This is a genomic window from Heyndrickxia oleronia (assembly GCF_017809215.1).
In the GTDB taxonomy this organism is placed as follows: Bacteria; Bacillota; Bacilli; order Bacillales; family Bacillaceae_C; genus Heyndrickxia; species Heyndrickxia oleronia.
Genome location: NZ_CP065424.1, coordinates 4,766,845 through 4,784,579, shown reverse-complemented (window position 1 = coordinate 4,784,579; position 17,735 = coordinate 4,766,845). Strand labels below are relative to the sequence as shown.

At 35.3% G+C, this 17,735-nt stretch carries 15 protein-coding genes and 1 riboswitch; of the genes, 14 read left to right on the top strand and 1 reads right to left on the bottom strand.

Going from position 1 to position 17,735, the window contains the following annotated elements; all coding sequences use genetic code 11:
- Nucleotides 1–2 precede the first annotated feature (2 nt).
- From I5818_RS23935 to I5818_RS23900, 8 genes are all read left to right on the top strand, one after another.
- Nucleotides 3–1,412 (top strand): VWA domain-containing protein, encoded by a 1,410-nt coding sequence (locus I5818_RS23935; RefSeq protein ID WP_235849640.1) that lies wholly within the window; start codon nt 3–5, stop codon nt 1,410–1,412.
- Between the two features lie 46 nt (nt 1,413–1,458).
- Entirely contained in the window at nt 1,459–2,901 is a 1,443-nt protein-coding gene (locus tag I5818_RS23930) for a hypothetical protein (protein WP_058006694.1), read from the top strand.
- Between the two features lie 94 nt (nt 2,902–2,995).
- Entirely contained in the window at nt 2,996–3,811 is an 816-nt protein-coding gene (locus tag I5818_RS23925) for a hypothetical protein (protein ID WP_071975574.1), read from the top strand.
- Nucleotides 3,812–3,824: 13 nt separating this feature from the next.
- Nucleotides 3,825–4,541, top strand: a complete 717-nt coding sequence (locus I5818_RS23920) for a YciC family protein (RefSeq protein WP_058006692.1) — start codon at nt 3,825–3,827, stop codon at nt 4,539–4,541.
- A gap of 27 nt (nt 4,542–4,568) precedes the next feature.
- Nucleotides 4,569–4,964, top strand: a complete 396-nt coding sequence (locus I5818_RS23915) for a TadE/TadG family type IV pilus assembly protein (protein ID WP_078110113.1) — start codon at nt 4,569–4,571, stop codon at nt 4,962–4,964.
- A complete protein-coding gene (locus I5818_RS23910; protein WP_058006690.1) occupies nt 4,964–5,680 on the top strand; it encodes a hypothetical protein in 717 nt (238 codons plus the stop codon). Before I5818_RS23915 ends, I5818_RS23910 begins: the two co-directional genes overlap by 1 nt.
- A gap of 435 nt (nt 5,681–6,115) precedes the next feature.
- Nucleotides 6,116–6,304, top strand: a complete 189-nt coding sequence (locus tag I5818_RS23905) for a hypothetical protein (RefSeq protein ID WP_058006689.1) — start codon at nt 6,116–6,118, stop codon at nt 6,302–6,304.
- Nucleotides 6,305–6,412: 108 nt separating this feature from the next.
- Entirely contained in the window at nt 6,413–7,825 is a 1,413-nt protein-coding gene (locus tag I5818_RS23900) for a vWA domain-containing protein (protein WP_071975570.1), read from the top strand.
- A 139-nt stretch (nt 7,826–7,964) separates the two neighbouring features.
- Here the strand turns inward: I5818_RS23900 and I5818_RS23895 are convergent, their stop codons facing one another.
- Complete coding sequence (locus I5818_RS23895) at nt 7,965–9,422, bottom strand: amino acid permease (protein ID WP_078110112.1); 1,458 nt, start codon at nt 9,420–9,422, stop codon at nt 7,965–7,967.
- Between the two features lie 306 nt (nt 9,423–9,728).
- Between I5818_RS23895 and I5818_RS23890 the strand changes: the two genes are divergently transcribed.
- The 6 genes from I5818_RS23890 (at nt 9,729) to I5818_RS23865 (ending at nt 17,522) form a co-directional block, all read left to right on the top strand.
- A complete protein-coding gene (locus tag I5818_RS23890) occupies nt 9,729–10,280 on the top strand; it encodes a cysteine hydrolase family protein (RefSeq protein ID WP_071975569.1) in 552 nt (183 codons plus the stop codon).
- A gap of 24 nt (nt 10,281–10,304) precedes the next feature.
- Nucleotides 10,305–11,771 (top strand): nicotinate phosphoribosyltransferase, encoded by a 1,467-nt coding sequence (locus I5818_RS23885; protein ID WP_071975568.1) that lies wholly within the window; start codon nt 10,305–10,307, stop codon nt 11,769–11,771.
- Nucleotides 11,772–11,810: 39 nt separating this feature from the next.
- Nucleotides 11,811–12,638 (top strand): NAD(+) synthase, encoded by an 828-nt coding sequence (gene nadE / locus I5818_RS23880; RefSeq protein ID WP_071975567.1) that lies wholly within the window; start codon nt 11,811–11,813, stop codon nt 12,636–12,638.
- 467 nt (nt 12,639–13,105) lie between these two features.
- Nucleotides 13,106–14,062: an AAA family ATPase gene (locus I5818_RS23875; RefSeq protein ID WP_071975566.1), complete on the top strand. Its 957-nt coding sequence runs from the start codon at nt 13,106–13,108 to the stop codon at nt 14,060–14,062.
- The gene (locus I5818_RS23870; protein WP_058006754.1) at nt 14,062–15,252 is read left to right on the top strand and encodes a DUF58 domain-containing protein; all 1,191 of its coding nucleotides are present in this window, start codon (nt 14,062–14,064) and stop codon (nt 15,250–15,252) included. The genes I5818_RS23875 and I5818_RS23870 overlap by 1 nt, the downstream gene beginning before the upstream one ends.
- On the top strand, nt 15,252–17,522 hold the full coding sequence (locus tag I5818_RS23865) for a transglutaminase TgpA family protein (RefSeq protein ID WP_071975565.1): 2,271 nt from the start codon (nt 15,252–15,254) through the stop codon (nt 17,520–17,522). Before I5818_RS23870 ends, I5818_RS23865 begins: the two co-directional genes overlap by 1 nt.
- A gap of 29 nt (nt 17,523–17,551) precedes the next feature.
- Nucleotides 17,552–17,653, top strand: a riboswitch (purine riboswitch).
- Nucleotides 17,654–17,735: the final 82 nt, after the last annotated feature.

The window sequence follows — 17,735 nt, the reverse complement described above, 5'->3', positions numbered from 1 at the left end:
TGGTGCAAAGGAAAGTTCAATACAGAAAACTCACTCTACTAATATTACTAATAATCGTTCTAGTATTGGCTGGTTGTAGTCAAAAAAATGTAGATAATAGTAGCGAAGACCACCACGAGAAAAAACAACCTAAAAATGAACAAAGTGTAGAAAGTAGCAGGAACGTAAGTAAACAAGAAACTACAACGAAAATATTCGACAACTTGCCAGAACTTCCTACAACTGCGGAGGATTTAATTACACAATCCCCAGGAAAATTTGCGGATCAAGAAATATTGTCTGACGAAATTGCATCAAAAGTAAAGGAGGAAATTAAGGATTTACCTCCTTTAAACGAAAATCCTAGTGAAGAAGAGTTAAATGAGTATATGAAATATATTTATTCACTTGTTGCTACGGATTTTCAGGACCCCAATGATCTGCTTAATAAATGGGAATTTTCTATGTCAGGAAATCCAGATTTACCTGAATCACGTTTTCAGTTTAAAGACAATTATAATATTGAAATTATTTTAGATTCAAGTGGTAGTATGGCAAATACAATTAATGGAAAAACCATGATGGATTTAGCCAAAGAATCTATCAATAATTTTCTATCAAGTTTGCCTAAAGAAGCAAATATATCGCTTAGGGTTTACGGACATAAAGGTTTTGGAGCCGATTCTGATAAAGCATTATCATGTTCAAGTATAGAACAAGTTTATGGTTTCGGTCCGTACAAGCAAACTGAGTTCAATCAATCATTGAATAAGTTTAAACCCAGTGGCTGGACACCTATCGCGAAAGCATTAGAGGAATCTAAGCAGTCATTAGCTAAATTCGATGCTAAAACAAATACAAATCTTATTTATTTAGTAAGTGATGGGGTTGAAACTTGTGATGGAGATCCTGTGAAGGTCGCAAAATCATTTGCCTCATCTAATGTTGCACCTATTATTAATGTCATTGGATTTAATGTAGATTCCGAAGCCCAGAAGCAACTGAAGCAAGTTGCAGAAAGTGCAAATGGAATCTATACCACTGTTACAAGTGGTGATCAATTGAAAAAGGAATTTCAACGTGCAGAAGAGGTACTTAAGAATTGGGAGAGATGGAAAAAAGATTCAATAAGAAGTGCAGAGGCTCTTCGAGTGGATAATAGTTTTGATATTTTAGGACTTACTAATGACTGGGGTTATAGAGCAACTAGGCAAAATTTGAATATTGGTTATATGCTATCCATTCTAAGAGATGAAGGTAAGATTACATTTAAGCAAGAAGATCAACTGAAAAAGATCAGAAAAAATATTGGAGAACTAGTGATTCAAACAAAAAAGGAAATGGAGGAAAATTTAAAGGAAATTAATATTAAAGAAATAGAAGATCTCAAGAAAAAGATCAATGAAAAATATAATACTAATACTCAACAATAATCAGGCAGCGGTGGTGATTGAATCATAAGTGAAATGAGTGGTACAGGTGAAAAAATTTATTGGTAGAATACTAGTTTTTTTTGCTTTAATTCTCGTACTTCTTCAAGCATTTTCTGTCCCGATCATTGCAGCAGCAGCGAAGCCTTGGACAGGAACACCATGGACAGGGAACTCCTGGAGTAGTGAAGGTTGGAGCGCAGACGGTTGGTCAGGAAATTCATGGGAAGGTTCATCTTGGTCAATTCCTCCTTTCTCAGGTAATCCGTGGGACGGGAACGGATGGAATAATAGTGATTGGGACGGAACTTCATGGAGTAGCACCCCATGGTATCTTAATCCATGGATGAATAATGGTTGGAACTCCACAGGTAATCCAAATGGAAATGGCTGGGGAGGTAATGGTTGGAACTCCACAGGCAATCCAAATGGAAACGGCTGGGGAGATAATGGCTGGAACTCCACAGGCAATCCAAATGGAAACGGTTGGGGAAATAATGGCTGGAATTCCACAGGCAATCCAAACGGGAACGGTTGGGGCAATAATGGTTGGAACTCTACAGGTAATTCCAACGGAAATGCGTGGAACTCTTCAGGCAACCCAAATGGGAATGGATGGAATGGACAGGGTGGAAATGGTAACCCTTGGAATAACCCCAATTACGCTTATGACCCAATGAATCCATTGGGACCTAATTTTCCATCATATTTTCCTTCATCGGGTAGTAGTGCCGGTGGTGGAGGCGGAAGTGGTGGTTTTGGCGACCCAAACTCCATATTAGATATTAATTTACCGTATGGATATGAAGTTGCAAAATACGTTGGTAATGATATTATCGGCGGTCAAATAGGAATGATCGGTGACTTCATGGGAAACCCTAATCAATTTCCTGCAGGATCGGCTGGGAAATTTTACACTAATTTAGTGTTAAATGGTGTAAAAGTAGGGATGGGAGATAAGACCCCATGGTATATTAATGGTGCCTCCGAAACGGTGGATGCTTATTCAAAAGTTAAAGATGGTTCTACAGCAGCAATGAAACTTTACAATACACTTAATCCTGCTGGAACTATTGGAAGCACTCAAACTCGAGGCGCCATTACTGGATTAAATGTGGGGGCAGTTTCTAAGTTCAACGTAGTTACGTCTGCTATAGGTGCAGGTTATGGAGCTTTCGAAACTGGCTTTAAAGGTGCAAAAGCAATAGACGTCTTAAAAAGCAATGCTGATTCATCTAAAAAGGTATCCGCTGTTGCAGATGCAACGGCAAGCTTAGGTGAGACAATGATGAATGCAGGAGTTGTTCTAGAATACTTCCCTGGTACCCAGGTTGCAGGAACAGTATTGATTGCAGGGGGTGCAGTGATTTGGGGAGCTTCTAAATTAACTAAACTAGCTGCAGACAATTGGGATAAAATTGTAAAAGTAAAAGACAAAGCTGCTAAGGCAATTAGTAATGGATGGAAGAAAGTAAAAGGTTGGTTTAGCTAAGAAAAAGGGGTTGTCTAAAAAAGCAACTTTGGCAGATATCTAGTAGACAGCCCCTTTTAATAAAGTTATAAGCCAAAAAAAAAGGTGATTTTAGATGATGGAAGTCGAAAAATTGATAAAAGAAGTAAAAAAGTATAAAAGGTTGTTTGAAGACTACGCATTAAATCCTTTCTCATATGAAATTAATGGAAATAAATATTATCTTGTTACATACAAAAGGAAAGAAGTAGAAACAGGCTATGCCGTGATCTCATTAGAAGGTCATTTAAAAGATGAATATCTACAAGCTCTTCCAAAATTGGTTTTATTCTCAGGAGCATCGGGGAATATTTTTAGAGAGATTGGATCTCGGGCAAGTGTGGGTCCAGAATTTTTCACCGACATTATTAACCCAGTAGAAGAATATTTAAAACATCACATAAATAGTTCAAATGAAACGTTAATAGAGGGCTTGAAATTATTCATTGATTTAAGAAAGTCCCATATTGAATCGATTGATCTTTATAAAAAATATGAAAAATTCTATGATAGTAAAATATTGAAGGAAAATGTTATATCGGATAATGATATTGAGTATACACTTGAGGTTGTTTTTAAGGCTGACATGTTACAGTATAACCACAGTAGTTCAGTGTATAAGAATATAAAGTTATTAGAACAATTTAGAGATGAAATATATAAAATCAATTTGGATAAAAAAATTCCAAATGAAAGCAGAAAGTTCTTGAAGGGAATGCTTCAATATAGTGAAAAATTAGGTAATGAATTAAAAAAATTTGAATTTGAAAAAAGTATACAGAGTCTAACAACTGAAGAACAATTAACAAAAAAGAAAATAGAGGTTCAAAAAAGTGCTGCGGAATTTCAAGAAAAGGTAATGAAGAATTTAAGGCACCCGTTAAATATATAAGATGAGGGATATTATGGAGAAGCCATTTAAATATGCGATAGCATTATTTACAAGTAAGTATGAAAAAATTCTATTATTAATTGCAATTATCCAAATTCCATTGTTAGTTTTCCATTTGTTTCTTACTAATTTTATTTATGCAGTTACACCTTTTAATGGAACAATTCATTCAGCAGGAGATACCTATTATGGATTTTTAACCTTATTACTCTATTTATATGCTCAAATTCCATTCATTAAGTTAACATATAATGACTACATGGGACATGAGAAGCCTCTGAAAAATGCCATATATACTTTTTTAGTGCAAGGCTTTAATATTTTTATATTTGCTATAGTATTGTCTTTTTTGACAACAATCGGTTTTATGCTTTATATATTGCCAGGATTAATTCTCTTTTCAATATTTATACCAGCCCCTATTATTGCTGTGATTGATAATAAATCTGTTTGGAAATCATTAAAAGAAACAATTACTATCTATAAAAAACATTGGCTGAAACTATTACTCTATATTTTGGTGTTTGGGTTATTTGAATTAGCCATTGGAATCGTTCTTAATCAATTGATATTGGGTATAACGACTTCGTATGCTGCATTAGTCATTTCACAAATCTTTTTAAATACTTTATTCTATCCTTTTTTTATCGTTTTACTTACTTCCAGCACCATTAAGTGGAGAGAAAATTTAAATATGCTTAATGTGGAAGATCATAGTACAGCATTGTAAGAAGTTTAAATAAAGGAGAGCTTTGCTATGAGGTTAATGAAGAAAATACTTAAAAAAGAAGACGGGTCAGCGACCATTGAATTTCTAGGAATGATCCCATTTGTTTTGATTCTTGTTGCAATTATTTGGCAGTTTGGAGTTACTATACATGCCGTTGTCGTAGCAAAGTCAGCCGCTAATGAGGCTGCAAAAGTTTATTCACTTACACAGGATACAAATGAAGCATCAGATGCTGCTAAGAAAATTGTAGATATGAATGGAGATAACATTAGCTTTCAGGATACTTCAATACCTCCAGGAAAGAAATTCAAAGCTACTGTCAATGTAAAAATAAACTATATATTTCTTCCTAAAAAGCTCTTTGGTGGAAGAACACCATCATATTCCTTTTCCTCATCTGCAAGTGGGAGGACGATTGATTAATGAACAAATTTAATAAAATCATAAAAAATGAAGAAGGAAGTATGACTCTACTCTGGATTGGTGTATTAGGAGGGATGATGGTTTTATTTTTATTCGTTCTTAATTTATCAAAGGTTCTTGCAGTGAAGGAGCATGCAAACACAACCTCACAACAAGCAAGCTTCGCTGCTACTTCAGTTATTTATGATAATCTTAGTCCATCCATAAGTAGTTATGATAATTACATCTTAAGTCTGAATCTCGATCCTCTACCAAAATTACTTTCTGAAAAAATAGCTGAAATGGAGTCAAGTATCCGTAGTAATCCCAGATATAGAGATTATAGTAGTAATGAAATCAGTTTAGAAGCAATGGATCGTGCTATAACAAGTGAATTGAGTGGTGGCTTTGAACCTGAACTTCTAAAGAATTTGCTAGAAAGTGCATTACAAAGCGCTGTTCCAACAATGATAAGTGTGGCTAGAGACACTATTGCTGAAAATAAGGGGAATATAGATGAAGCGAAAATTAGATTAAAGGATAATCGGATTTATATAAGAGCCTCTAACGACTTTAATGCTACAGCTTATGATAAATATATCAAGGGGTTTCGAAAAAAACTATTTCAAGAATCAGCTGGACCAGAAATAGGTTTTCTATCCAGTCTGACACTAGGTATTTCTGATAATTGGATCCCTCTGGGGGATGAAGAGATTACATGGGAAGAGAATGATTAATAGAATTGGGGAGATTTCTTCACCAAAGGACTGAGTATAAAAATTTTTTTAGAAATAATGAAGTTTCCTCTTGTTTCTATAAGTGGTTCTTTTCTTATGGAGTTTCCAGCTCTTTTCACAGAGAAATGAAAGGTGCAATGGTCTTCAGGCGCTAGTTTGTTTGAGAAAAAAGCCTTTCTTATTTAATGATATTTTAAAATGGTAATAGGGAATCTAGAGTTAAATGGTGAATGAAGTATTAATACTTTTTATAACGACCGTGATTCTTACGTTTCCTATACTATAGTTTGAAATAAAAGGACCAAAGAATTGTGCGGAATATTAGTACAGTTCTTTTTTTATATTTATATACTAATGATGAAACAGAATATAACGATAAACCGTAAAAGAAAGATATAGCAAGGAGTTATTCAATTAACATAGGGAGATGGGATAATGTCAAAACAGGAGAGGAAATGGAGAAGGATTTATTTCTGGTTAATGATTTTTATCTATTGTATTTATGGACCAGTTGAAATTCTAGAGTATGTATTAGATGATGGGAATTTCCCGTTAAGTTTTATCTTTGTAGGACTTGCAATACCTTTTATACGGAAAAACCATTTAAACAAGTTTAATGAATAACTACATTTAATCAACAGGTGGGGAAGGAACTATTTGAGTTCCTTTCTAGTTTCTCCCTAATAGCTGTAATATAAAAAGATTTATAGTTTTTGGAAAGTAGGAGAGAATATGCAATTACTAAAACGTTTATTTATATGTATAGGATGTACTTTATTATTATTAATTGTAGGTTGCTCATCAGAAACGGAGACATCCACTAAAAAGGTAAAGACCTCGAATATTAAAACTGTAGATAGAAAGCCAAAGGGATCAGAGTTAATTAAAGAAATTGAAGATATTACTATACCAAATACGATTGAGGAATGGAAAAAGATAAAACCTGGAAAGCTTTCGGTAAATTTTGATTATAATCATGAAACCTCTGCATGGCCAGCTTCTGTCGATGAGGTAAAAGAGGGATTCATTACAGAAATGGAAAAAGTGCTACAGGAGTCAAAAGATGAAGATCTAGTATTTAAATCACTTATCTATTTATTAGGCAGTAATATTAATCAACAATTATTAGAAGAACAAATTACGTATAAAGCTAATTTTGATCTTCCCTATCTACCTGAACCCGAAGAAGAAACGGTAAAAGAGCAAAAGAAAGGTACGCCATCAAAAGCAATCATCTTGTTAGATGCGAGCTCCAGTATGATTCTCAAGGTAGATGGTGAACAAAAAATGCAAATTGCCAAGACAGCTGTACGAAGATTTGCGAAAACGATTGGTGCGAAAAGTAATGTATCCTTATATGTTTATGGACATGCGGGTACACAAGAGGATAAGGATAAAAAAATTTCTTGTTCTACCATTGATGAGGTTTATCCAATGGATAAGTATGAAGAAAAGGCATTTTCTGAGGCGGTAGATCATGTACAAGCGAAAGGATGGACACCACTTGCCAATGCAATCAAGAAAGTTCGTGAAGATAATCAGGGTTCATCCGAAGCTATTATTGTATATATCGTCAGTGATGGTGCGGAGACATGTGGAGGAGATCCTGTTCAAGAAGCGCAGAAATTTGCCAAAGATTCTACACATAAGGTAAATATTATTGGTTTTAATGTTGATAAAAAATCGGAGGACCAATTAAAAGCAGTAGCAGAGGCAGGTAATGGAGAATACTTAAAAGCTGACAATCCTGATGAGCTTAATCAAGGTATTTCAAATAAATGGGTTCCACCTGGCTTCTTAGATATTATAGGAAAACAATGGTCTTCACCGAAAGTGGGCACCGCATCATGGGGACCATTAAATCATGTACAAATGAAATTTTATAGCATCGATTCGGGAATGTTTGTTGAGCAAATTAGATTTGATAGTGCCATTACATTATTGGCAAATGAGAAAATGATATCAGAAGAGCAAAAGCTAAGGCTAAAGGAAAAGCTCAAAAACTATGAAAAACAGCTAAAAAATTTGAATAAACACTTACTTGATCAAAAAGAAAAGGAAATTAATGAAGATGCCGATCGAATTGACCAACAAATTAATGATTGGGTAAAACGGATGGAGGAATTAAAAAGGCAACAACTATAGAAAATTACATGTTCTTATACCAAAACTTTATAGGTTATAAAAGAGCACATTTCTGTTTTCTGTGAGTGATGTTTATTATATAAGTTTAATATAATCAAAAGAGCCAATGCTTTATTTCAAAGGACATTGGCTCTTTGTTTTATTTAAATTCATCTACATCAATTTTGCATTCCTGCAGAGGAACCACTTTTGTCTTTTTAATCAATTTATAGCCTAACCACATTACAATAAATAATGGAATTCCTAGATAAGCGGCAATGAGATCCATCCAATCAATTTTATCAGCGAGGAAAGCTTGATAGTCTTGAGCTAAGATGACAATTAGTCCAACTAAAAAGGCGAAGATAGGACCAAATGGATAGAGCTTCGCTCGATAAGGCAGCTCCTCTAGTGAATGTCCCTGTGCTAGAAATGCTTTACGAAAGCGATAATGACTTGCAGCGATTCCTAACCAAAAGATGAAGCCTGTAATCCCAGCTGCATTTAATAGCCACATATAGATGGCTCCGTCTCCAAATGCAGAGGCAAGGAAGGCAAGCATCCCTACTAAAGTAGTTGCAACGAGTGCAGCGACAGGAACTCCGCGTTTATTTAATTTGCCGAACAGCTTTGGTGCTTGTCCTTCCTTAGCCATGGCATATAGGATTCTTGTCGATGCATAAAGGCTTGAGTTACCGGCTGATAATACAGCAGTTAAAATGACAGCATTCATTAAAGAGGCAGCAAAGGCTAATCCGGCCTTTTTGAATACTAAAGTGAACGGACTAACCATAATATCATCACTTTGTAATGTTTCAGTTGTATAAGGAATAATTAAACCAATAACAATAATGGCTAAAACATAAAATAAAAGTATTCTCCAAAATACGCTTTTAATTGCTTTAGGTACATTCTTTCTTGGATCTTCGCTTTCACCAGCAGCTACACCTACAATTTCCGTCCCTTGGAAGGAAAATCCTGCAGTGAGAAATACACCTATGACAGCTAAAAATCCACCGTGAAATGGGGCATCGCCGATTGTGAAATTTTTAAAACCGACTGCTTCACCTTTCATAATTCCAAAAATCATTAGAAAGCCGACGATGATAAAAATGATAATCGTAGCAACTTTAATGAAGGAAAACCAGTATTCCCCTTCACCATAACCTTTAACGGAAAGAATATTAATACCAAATATGATGATAATAAACAATCCACTCCATAACCAGGAAGGACTGTCAGGAAACCAGAATTTCATTACTAATGTTGATGCAGTCAGCTCGGTTGCAAGGGTAATTGCCCAGCTATACCAGTAGTTCCAACCTAAGGCAAACCCGAGTGCAGGATCGATAAACCGAGTAGCATACGTACTAAATGCTCCGCTTGTAGGCATGAATGAAGCAAGCTCACCAAGGCTTGTCATAATAAAATACACCATAACACCGATAATAAGATAGGCGAGTAATGCCCCACCGGGGCCTGCTTGATAAATGGCCGAACCGCTTCCTAGAAATAATCCAGTACCAATGGATCCTCCGAGTGAAATCATCATTAAGTGTCGTGCTTTTAAACTGCGTTGCAATCCTCCATTATTGATGGTGTTAGTTTGTTTCCCCATCTATAGGTCCCCTCAATTCTTTTAAATATACGATCTATTTAAAGTGAATAATTATTAGTATGATTTTATATAAATACTATTTAACAATATCATAAATGGTATGAGTTGAAAATGGAAAGCTGTATTTTTTACCATTCCGATGAATAATATTACAAATTATATACTTTTTTAGAATAGTAAAAAAATTCTTTTTATTACTATATTATATCTTTGTTGATTTTTCAATAGGAATCGGAGAGGATTTTTCCCTATTTTATGAATTTGTTGTACAATAGTGACGAGATTGTCTATAGGGGGAGTAGGCTGATGAAAAAGGCTCTGATTAATATCGATTATACATATGATTTTGTTGCAGATGCAGGGAAATTAACCTGTGGAAAACCAGGTCAGGATATTGAAGGTACGATTGTACAGTTAACCAGTGAGTTTATTCAATCAGGTGATTATGTTGTTTTTGCCATTGATTGTCATCAAGAGGGAGATACACTTCATCCAGAGACAAAATTATTTCCACCGCATAATATAAAAGGAACCGCTGGTCGAAATTTATTTGGAGCCTTACAGAATGTGTACGAACAACATAAATATGATGGAAATGTACATTATATGGATAAGACACGATATAGTGCGTTTGCAGGCACTAATTTAGATATTCAGCTTAGAGAACGAGGAATCGAGGAACTTCATCTTTGTGGGGTTTGTACAGATATTTGTGTGCTACATACAGCGGTAGATGCCTATAATAAAGGCTTTAAAATCGTTGTTCACAAGAATGCAGTGGCTAGCTTTAATGATGCAGGGCATCGTTGGGCATTAGAGCATTTTGAAAATACATTAGGGGCAAAAGTTCTTTCTTAGGGGCGGCAAAAGGAGTGCGTTTTAATGGTAAAATTATATAGTGATGATAGTTTCGGGCTTCATACCGATTTGTATCAAATTAATATGGCAAAGACGTATTGGGACGATGGAATACATGAACGTAAAGTAGTATTTGAAGTATTTTTTAGGAAGTTGCCGTTTGAAAATGGCTATGCTGTTTTTGCTGGTTTAGAGCGAATGGTTGAATATTTACGAGATTTTCATTTTTCAGAGACTGATATTCAGTATTTACGTGAAGAATTGCACTATGATGAAGAATTTTTACAATATTTAAGTCAGATGCGATTTACTGGTACTATTCGTGCTATGCGAGAAGGTGAGCTTGTTTTTGAAAATGAACCGATGATTCATGTGGAAGCACCTTTGGCACAAGCACAAATTATTGAAACAGCTATACTTAACATTGTGAATTACCAAACATTAATTGCGACAAAGGCAGCTAGAATTAAAAATGTAGTTGGAGAAGAAACCGTACTAGAATTTGGTACAAGAAGAGCACATGAGATGGATGCAGCGATATGGGGAACAAGAGCTGCCTATATAGGTGGATTTGATGCAACGAGTAATGTAAGAGCAGGTAAAAGATTTGGTATTCCTGTATCTGGTACTCATGCACATGCAATGGTACAAGCATACAGAGATGATTATACCGCTTTTCATAAATATGCAGAGAGTCATCGTGATTGTGTCTTCTTAGTCGATACATATGATACTTTAAAATCAGGTGTACCGGCTGCAATTCAAGTAGCAAAGGAGCTAGGGAATAAAATAAATTTCATTGGTATCCGTTTGGACAGTGGTGATATGGCCTTTCTATCCAAAGCTGCAAGAAAAATGCTAGATAAAGCAGGCTTCACCAAGGCGAAGATTGTGGCATCCAGCGATTTGGATGAATATACAATTCTCCATATGAAATCCCAAGGAGCGAAAATTGATATATGGGGTGTTGGTACGAAGCTCATTACTGCATATGATCAACCGGCATTAGGTGCCGTATATAAAATGGTTTCTATTGAGGATGAAAATGGAATTATGCAGGATACGATAAAAATTTCCAGTAATGCTCAAAAGGTAACAACACCAGGTTTGAAAAAGGTTTATCGAATTATTAATACAAACACTTATAAATCAGAAGGTGACTATATTGCTTTACAGGATGAGGATGTTCAAGCGCAAGAAAAGCTGAAGATGTTCCATCCTGTTCATACTTATATTAGTAAAACAGTAACTGATTTTGAAGCAAGGGACTTACATCACGATATTTTTGTCAATGGAGAATTTGTTTATAAATTGCCGGAACTAAAAGAAATTCAAGGGTATACAAAAGAGAGCTTAGGCTTGCTTTGGGAAGAATATAAACGTTCTTTAAATCCTCACGAATATCCAGTGGATTTGAGTCAAAAGTGCTGGGAGAATAAAATAAAAAATATTGAAGAAGTACGTGAAAAAGTATCCAATTTAAAGCAATAGATAGATTCAAGCTTTATGAGTATAAGGAGGTTGGGAAAAATGGATCAGTTGCAAAAAGCAATAGTAAATGAAATGAAAGTGAAAGCAATAATAGACCCTAATGAAGAAATTCGTAAAAGTATTGATTTCTTAAAGAACTATTTGAAAAAATATCCATTCCTTAAAGGGTTTGTCTTAGGGATCTCAGGAGGGCAGGACTCTACCCTAGCAGGGAAGCTTGCTCAGCTTGCTATCAATGAAATGATTGAAGAAACTGGAAATCCAGATTATCAATTTATAGCAGTTCGTTTGCCGTATGGGATTCAAAAGGATATGGATGATGTAAATGATGCAATTGAATTTATTCAGCCAACTAGAGCCTTAACTGTTAATATTAAAGCAGCAGTAGATGCTAGTGAAGCATCATTGAAAGAGGTAGGAATCCATTTATCGGATTTTGCTAAAGGCAATGAAAAAGCAAGAGAACGTATGAAGGTACAATACAGTATTGCTGCAATGGAAAATTGTGTAGTATTGGGCACAGACCATTCTGCCGAAAATCTAACAGGCTTCTATACAAAGTATGGAGATGGTGGAGCTGATCTTGTTCCGTTATTTCGATTGAATAAGCGCCAAGGGAGAATGCTTCTAAAGGAACTTGGATGTCCGGAGCATTTATATATGAAGACTCCAACTGCTGATTTAGAAGACGAACGTCCACAACTGGCAGATGAGAGTGCCCTTGGAGTGACTTACGAAGAAATTGATGATTATTTAGAAGGAAAAGAAGTTTCAGAGCAAGCGAAAAAAACAATCGAAAACCTTTATGCTAAATCTGAACATAAACGGCATTTACCAATTACAGTCTTTGATGATTTTTGGAAATAATAATAGAAAAGGAAGACGTGAGGAACTTATTTAATATAAGAATTCTCACGTTTTTTTAATCTCAAAAATAAGTTGAACATGTACAAAACATAGACTCAATTCGAGTGTATATTTTCCTAAACTCTCTTCTTAAACATTTTTGTTATTTAGACAAGGATTAATAATATAGGTTGAAGATAGTACCCTTCATCTTCTCTGAGAGGAGGAGCTGAAACCTTTATAACAACCCCCGGAAGCTTTCAATAAGTGGTTAGAACTATTACAAAAGTATCGAACTAAACGGCCTAGTCATAAAGGGAATGATGTATAGAGCATCTTCTATTTTTAGAAATGTATAAAAACGTTAAAAATATATTAAATTTCCTGTTCCACCCTTTTTCTTAAGTCAGATTCATAGTATTCTAGAAATAATAAAAAATTTTAAAAAATTTGCATAAAGTTTTGAATACATAATTAGGGGGATTCGAATGACAATTACAGCTATGCATCCAAAGTTACAGCAAGTCTTAAGTAATATAGAAAAAGTAATGATAGGAAAGACTGATATAGCAGAGTTAAGCCTAGTTGCCCTACTTGCAGAAGGACATGTCCTACTAGAGGACGTACCAGGTGTAGGAAAAACAATGATGGTTCGTGCACTTGCTCGATCTGTAAATGCATCATTTAAAAGAATTCAATTTACCCCAGATTTGCTTCCTTCTGATGTACTTGGTGTTTCTATATATAATCCGAAAGAGTTGGAGTTTCAGTATAGACCTGGTCCAATAATGGGTAATATTATTCTAGCGGATGAGATTAATAGAACTTCGCCAAAAACCCAATCCGCGCTTCTCGAAGGTATGGAAGAAAGCAGTGTAACTGTGGATGGAAATACGAAAAAACTAGAGCGCCCCTTTTTTGTTATGGCAACACAAAATCCGATCGAATATGAAGGAACATACCCTCTTCCAGAAGCTCAGCTTGATCGTTTTCTATTAAAAATGAAAATGGGCTATCCAACAAAGGATGAAGAAATTGAAGTGTTAACAAGAACGCAAAAACAAGCCCCAATTGAAGGATTAGATTCAGTAATTTCTCTTGATGAACTAGTAGAGCTGCAGGATCAGGTAAAAGAGGTCTATGTTGATCACACAATCAAACACTATATTGTCGAGCTTTCTCATTATACAAGAACCCACAAAAGTGTTTATTTAGGGGTTAGTCCGCGTGCATCAATCGCTTTGATGAAGGCATCCCAAGCCTACGCCTTCTTGCATGGTCGAGATTTTATTATTCCCGATGATGTACAGTACTTAGCACCTTTCGTATTTTCACATCGAATTATATTAAAGGCGGATGCGAAATACGGGGGCAAAACCGCTGAAGATATTATTAAAGAAATTTTACATTATGTTCAGGTTCCCGTAAAAAGGGCTGTGAGATAATGATTAGAGCACAATTAAAGACATGGGGGAAATTTCTTCTTTTAATTCTGTTTCTTCTGTTAACATTCTCCTATGCAATGTTTCAAGGTGGCTTTGTCAGCTGGTTTTTATTCTATAGCTTTACACCGTTTGCATTGTATGCATTGTTCATTGCTCTCTATCCGTTAAGTGACTTAACTGTGGAAAGGAGATTTAATCGGGATACATATGCTGCAGGGGAACATTTGGACATGGTTATAACGATTGATAGGAACTATCCTTTTCCTCTCTTCTTTCTTATCATAAATAACACTTCTAGTCTTTCAACTAGAAATGGAAAACAAATTTTATTTCCTGGATTTAAAAAGCATATTCAGCTCAAGTATAGCATGGCAAATATTCCGAGAGGGGAGCATTGTTTTTATGACATTTCTATTAAGGTTGGTGATCCACTAGGGTTATTTTCTAAGGAGAAGAGTTTTTCATTGAAAAAAATCATTCTCGTTTATCCTTCCTATACAGACATTATTTATCGTTCAATTGAAAGCAGATATGAACAAGGGGCAACAGCTTCTCAAATAAAAATTCAAAATGATACGACTATGGTTAGTGGAATCAGAAACTATGAGCCTGGGGATCGTTTTACCTGGATCGATTGGAAGGCTACGGCAAGAATGAATGAAATGAAAACAAAAGAATTTGAAGAGCGACAATCCAATGATGTAACCATTATTTTAGATCGTTCACCCTCGACCTCATTTGAAACAAATGTGAAATTTGTTGCCTCACTTATTCGTACGATCATACGCCATGGGGGGCAGATCGGCTTTTATTCTATTGGTGAAGATCAATCTATTTTTCCAATTCGTGGTGGTGATGAATACCAGCAACAGTTATTCCATCATCTTGCAAAAGTAAAAGCAAATAGTCAATTACCTGTATCATCTATTTTAGAAGGGGAATCAGTCTTTTATCAACAATCTGCATCATTAATGATTAGTACCTCCAATATAACGGAGGAATTAATAGAGATGCTAAGAAAGCATGTGAGAAGAACGGGGATGGTGATTGTTTTCGTTATTAAAAATCACAATGAACCATTTAGTGATGAGGAATATCGATTAGGTTATGCTGCTTCCCAGTTTGGGGTGCATGTGAGCTACCTACATGAAGAAGATTTCCGTTCGGCTTTGACGGGGGTGAAGCATTAATGACTCGAACAAAGGATTATCATCGAATCCTTACACTCACTCTTTATTTTTTTAGTTTTCTTTTATTAATGGAATGGATCTATCCGTTAAAGGAAGTGGCTAATACTGGTAATACGGTTTTGTTTATAGTGTTTATCGCTTTATCATTCCTATTCTACCTTTTTAATGTGCCGTTTTTTGCAGTAGTTTTAATGAAGTTAATTTTTATTTTGTTTTCCCTCCATCATATTTTCTTCTTCGAGTACTTTATTTTCGATATCCAATGGATGGGAGTCGTAGTAAAAGATTTAATTAAAAATATAAACTTTTTATTTGGGAGAGAGTGGGAGTATCTAACAAATGAGTTTCGGACGATTTTGTTTTTTGTTCTCTTGTGGCTCATTACGTATTTGCTTAAATATTGGTTAATTGCTAGAAGAAGTATTTTTTTGTTTTTTATCATGACTATCGTTTATATTACGGTGCTTGATACGTTTACAGCATATGATAGCAAAATGGCTATTATTAGAACGGTAATCTTCGGCTTTATATTGTTAGGTATGCTCTTCTTTCAGAGATTTGTAGAGAAAGAAAATTTGGGGAATTCCAGAAAAATGATGGTTAAATGGATGATTCCTTTAGTTATCATGATTATCGGGAGCTCATTTCTAGGTTGGATTGTACCAAAAGCATCGCCCATATGGCCTGATCCTGTACCTTTCTTTAAATCATATGCTGGGGGAGATGAAAGAGGAGGAAATAAAAAATCTGGTGTTAGTAAAGTTGGTTATCGGAATGACGACTCTTCACTAGGTGGGCCGTTCATAGGGGATGATACAGAGGTTTTTCAGGTTGTTGCCGAATCTCGACAATATTGGCGTGTGGAAATGAAGGATTTATATACGGGGAAAGGATGGGAAACTTCCAAGCCACCTACAACATCAACTTATACAATCGAGGAGAAACCGCAAATTTCCTTGAATGAGGGAATAGATGAATTTCCTTTTGCTGAAAACGAAGGGCAGGGGTATGAGGAAAAGCAAGTATATAAGGCTGCGAGGATCACGAAGGCAGAGCTTAGTCCTAATCTGGTTCATACCTATGGTTTAGCGAATATTATCTATGGAGAAGTCTCTGTCGCCGGTGGTTCGAAGCAAGTTAATCAATTATCAGTCAATAACGTTACCGAAAAAGTAACAGCAAGCAGAAATCAGGGGCCCTTTTCGATGAGGGAATATGCAGTCATTTACCAACCGCAAAAATATAGTATTAAAAAAATGAGTGAAACAAATGGCCAAGGTGTACAAGTTGATCCAAGGTACACGCAACTGCCGGATAATTTTCCTAAGCGCGTAAAAGACTTAGCGGCAAGTATCACAAAAGGTAAAACGAATTGGTATGATAAGACGAAAGCCATTGAATCCTATTTCCAAAATGGTCAATTCACTTATGATCAAAAGGATGTTGCGATTCCAAAGGAAAAACAGGATTATGTTGATCAATTTCTATTTGAAACACAAAGAGGATATTGTGATAACTTCTCGACTTCAATGGTAACCATGCTTCGGTCGATAGGAATTCCTTCTAGATGGGTAAAGGGATATTCGTCTGGAACTTATCAGGGTTCTGATGGGGTGTCCGAGAATATATACAAGGTGACAAATAATAATGCTCACTCTTGGGTTGAAGTTTATTTTCCTAATGTCGGTTGGGTACCATTTGAACCGACTATTGGATTTAGAAATACATCCATTTTCAATAATGATGTAGAGCAGACTTCCCAGGTAAATAACACAGATCAAAAAGATGAAACTGAAGCATTGGAAAAAGACAAGAAGGAAACGGACTTAACGAAAGGAACAAGTAGTGAAGATAATTTCTCATTCTCAGAGTTATGGAGTAAAATCACTACTTATTTGAATAAACATTGGCTCCTACTGACATCCATATTATTGATGATTTGTCTTATTAGTTATGTCGCTTATGTCAAGCGTAGTAAGTGGATTCCATATTTACTCATTTGGAAGTACCGAAATAAAAGGGATTCAAACACCTTTATTAAGGCATATCTTTCATTATTAAAGCAATTAGAAAGATATGGTCTTAAAAAAGAAGCTGGACAGACATTACGTGAATACGCAATTCAGGTAGATGGCTTCTTTGGTAGTCAAATGATGGGAATATTAACATTGGAATATGAGAGATCTATTTATCGTCATCAAGATACCTCTATTAACTGGGAACAACACCGCGAATTGTGGGAAAATTTAATTAAAAAAACAACGGGTTGACCATGTGTTTAAACAAGTATAAAATGATGACTATTAATAAAATAGCACTTCATATAATTTTGGTAATAAGGTCCAGAAGTCTCTACTAAATCACCGTAAATGATTTAACTATGAAGGCAGTACTATTCTATCTTTTTGTCATCATTACATTCAAATGGTGTATTTCCGTATGGTTGGATACAAAAAACTAGAATTCTGCCTTCTTAGTTTAGA

Bases quoted from the DNA above. Each gene is read 5' to 3' on its own strand.
- I5818_RS23890 (WP_071975569.1), top strand. From the start codon at position 9,729: ATGAAAAAGGCTCTGATTAATATCGATTATACATATGATTTTGTTGCA.
- I5818_RS23885 (WP_071975568.1), top strand. From the start codon at position 10,305: ATGGTAAAATTATATAGTGATGATAGTTTCGGGCTTCATACCGATTTG.
- I5818_RS23915 (WP_078110113.1), top strand. From the start codon at position 4,569: ATGAGGTTAATGAAGAAAATACTTAAAAAAGAAGACGGGTCAGCGACC.
- nadE (WP_071975567.1), top strand. From the start codon at position 11,811: ATGGATCAGTTGCAAAAAGCAATAGTAAATGAAATGAAAGTGAAAGCA.
- I5818_RS23900 (WP_071975570.1), top strand. From the start codon at position 6,413: ATGCAATTACTAAAACGTTTATTTATATGTATAGGATGTACTTTATTA.
- I5818_RS23870 (WP_058006754.1), top strand. From the start codon at position 14,062: ATGATTAGAGCACAATTAAAGACATGGGGGAAATTTCTTCTTTTAATT.
- I5818_RS23910 (WP_058006690.1), top strand. From the start codon at position 4,964: ATGAACAAATTTAATAAAATCATAAAAAATGAAGAAGGAAGTATGACT.
- I5818_RS23905 (WP_058006689.1), top strand. From the start codon at position 6,116: ATGTCAAAACAGGAGAGGAAATGGAGAAGGATTTATTTCTGGTTAATG.
- I5818_RS23925 (WP_071975574.1), top strand. From the start codon at position 2,996: ATGATGGAAGTCGAAAAATTGATAAAAGAAGTAAAAAAGTATAAAAGG.
- I5818_RS23920 (WP_058006692.1), top strand. From the start codon at position 3,825: ATGGAGAAGCCATTTAAATATGCGATAGCATTATTTACAAGTAAGTAT.
- I5818_RS23875 (WP_071975566.1), top strand. From the start codon at position 13,106: ATGACAATTACAGCTATGCATCCAAAGTTACAGCAAGTCTTAAGTAAT.
- I5818_RS23865 (WP_071975565.1), top strand. From the start codon at position 15,252: ATGACTCGAACAAAGGATTATCATCGAATCCTTACACTCACTCTTTAT.
- I5818_RS23895 (WP_078110112.1), bottom strand. From the start codon at position 9,422: ATGGGGAAACAAACTAACACCATCAATAATGGAGGATTGCAACGCAGT.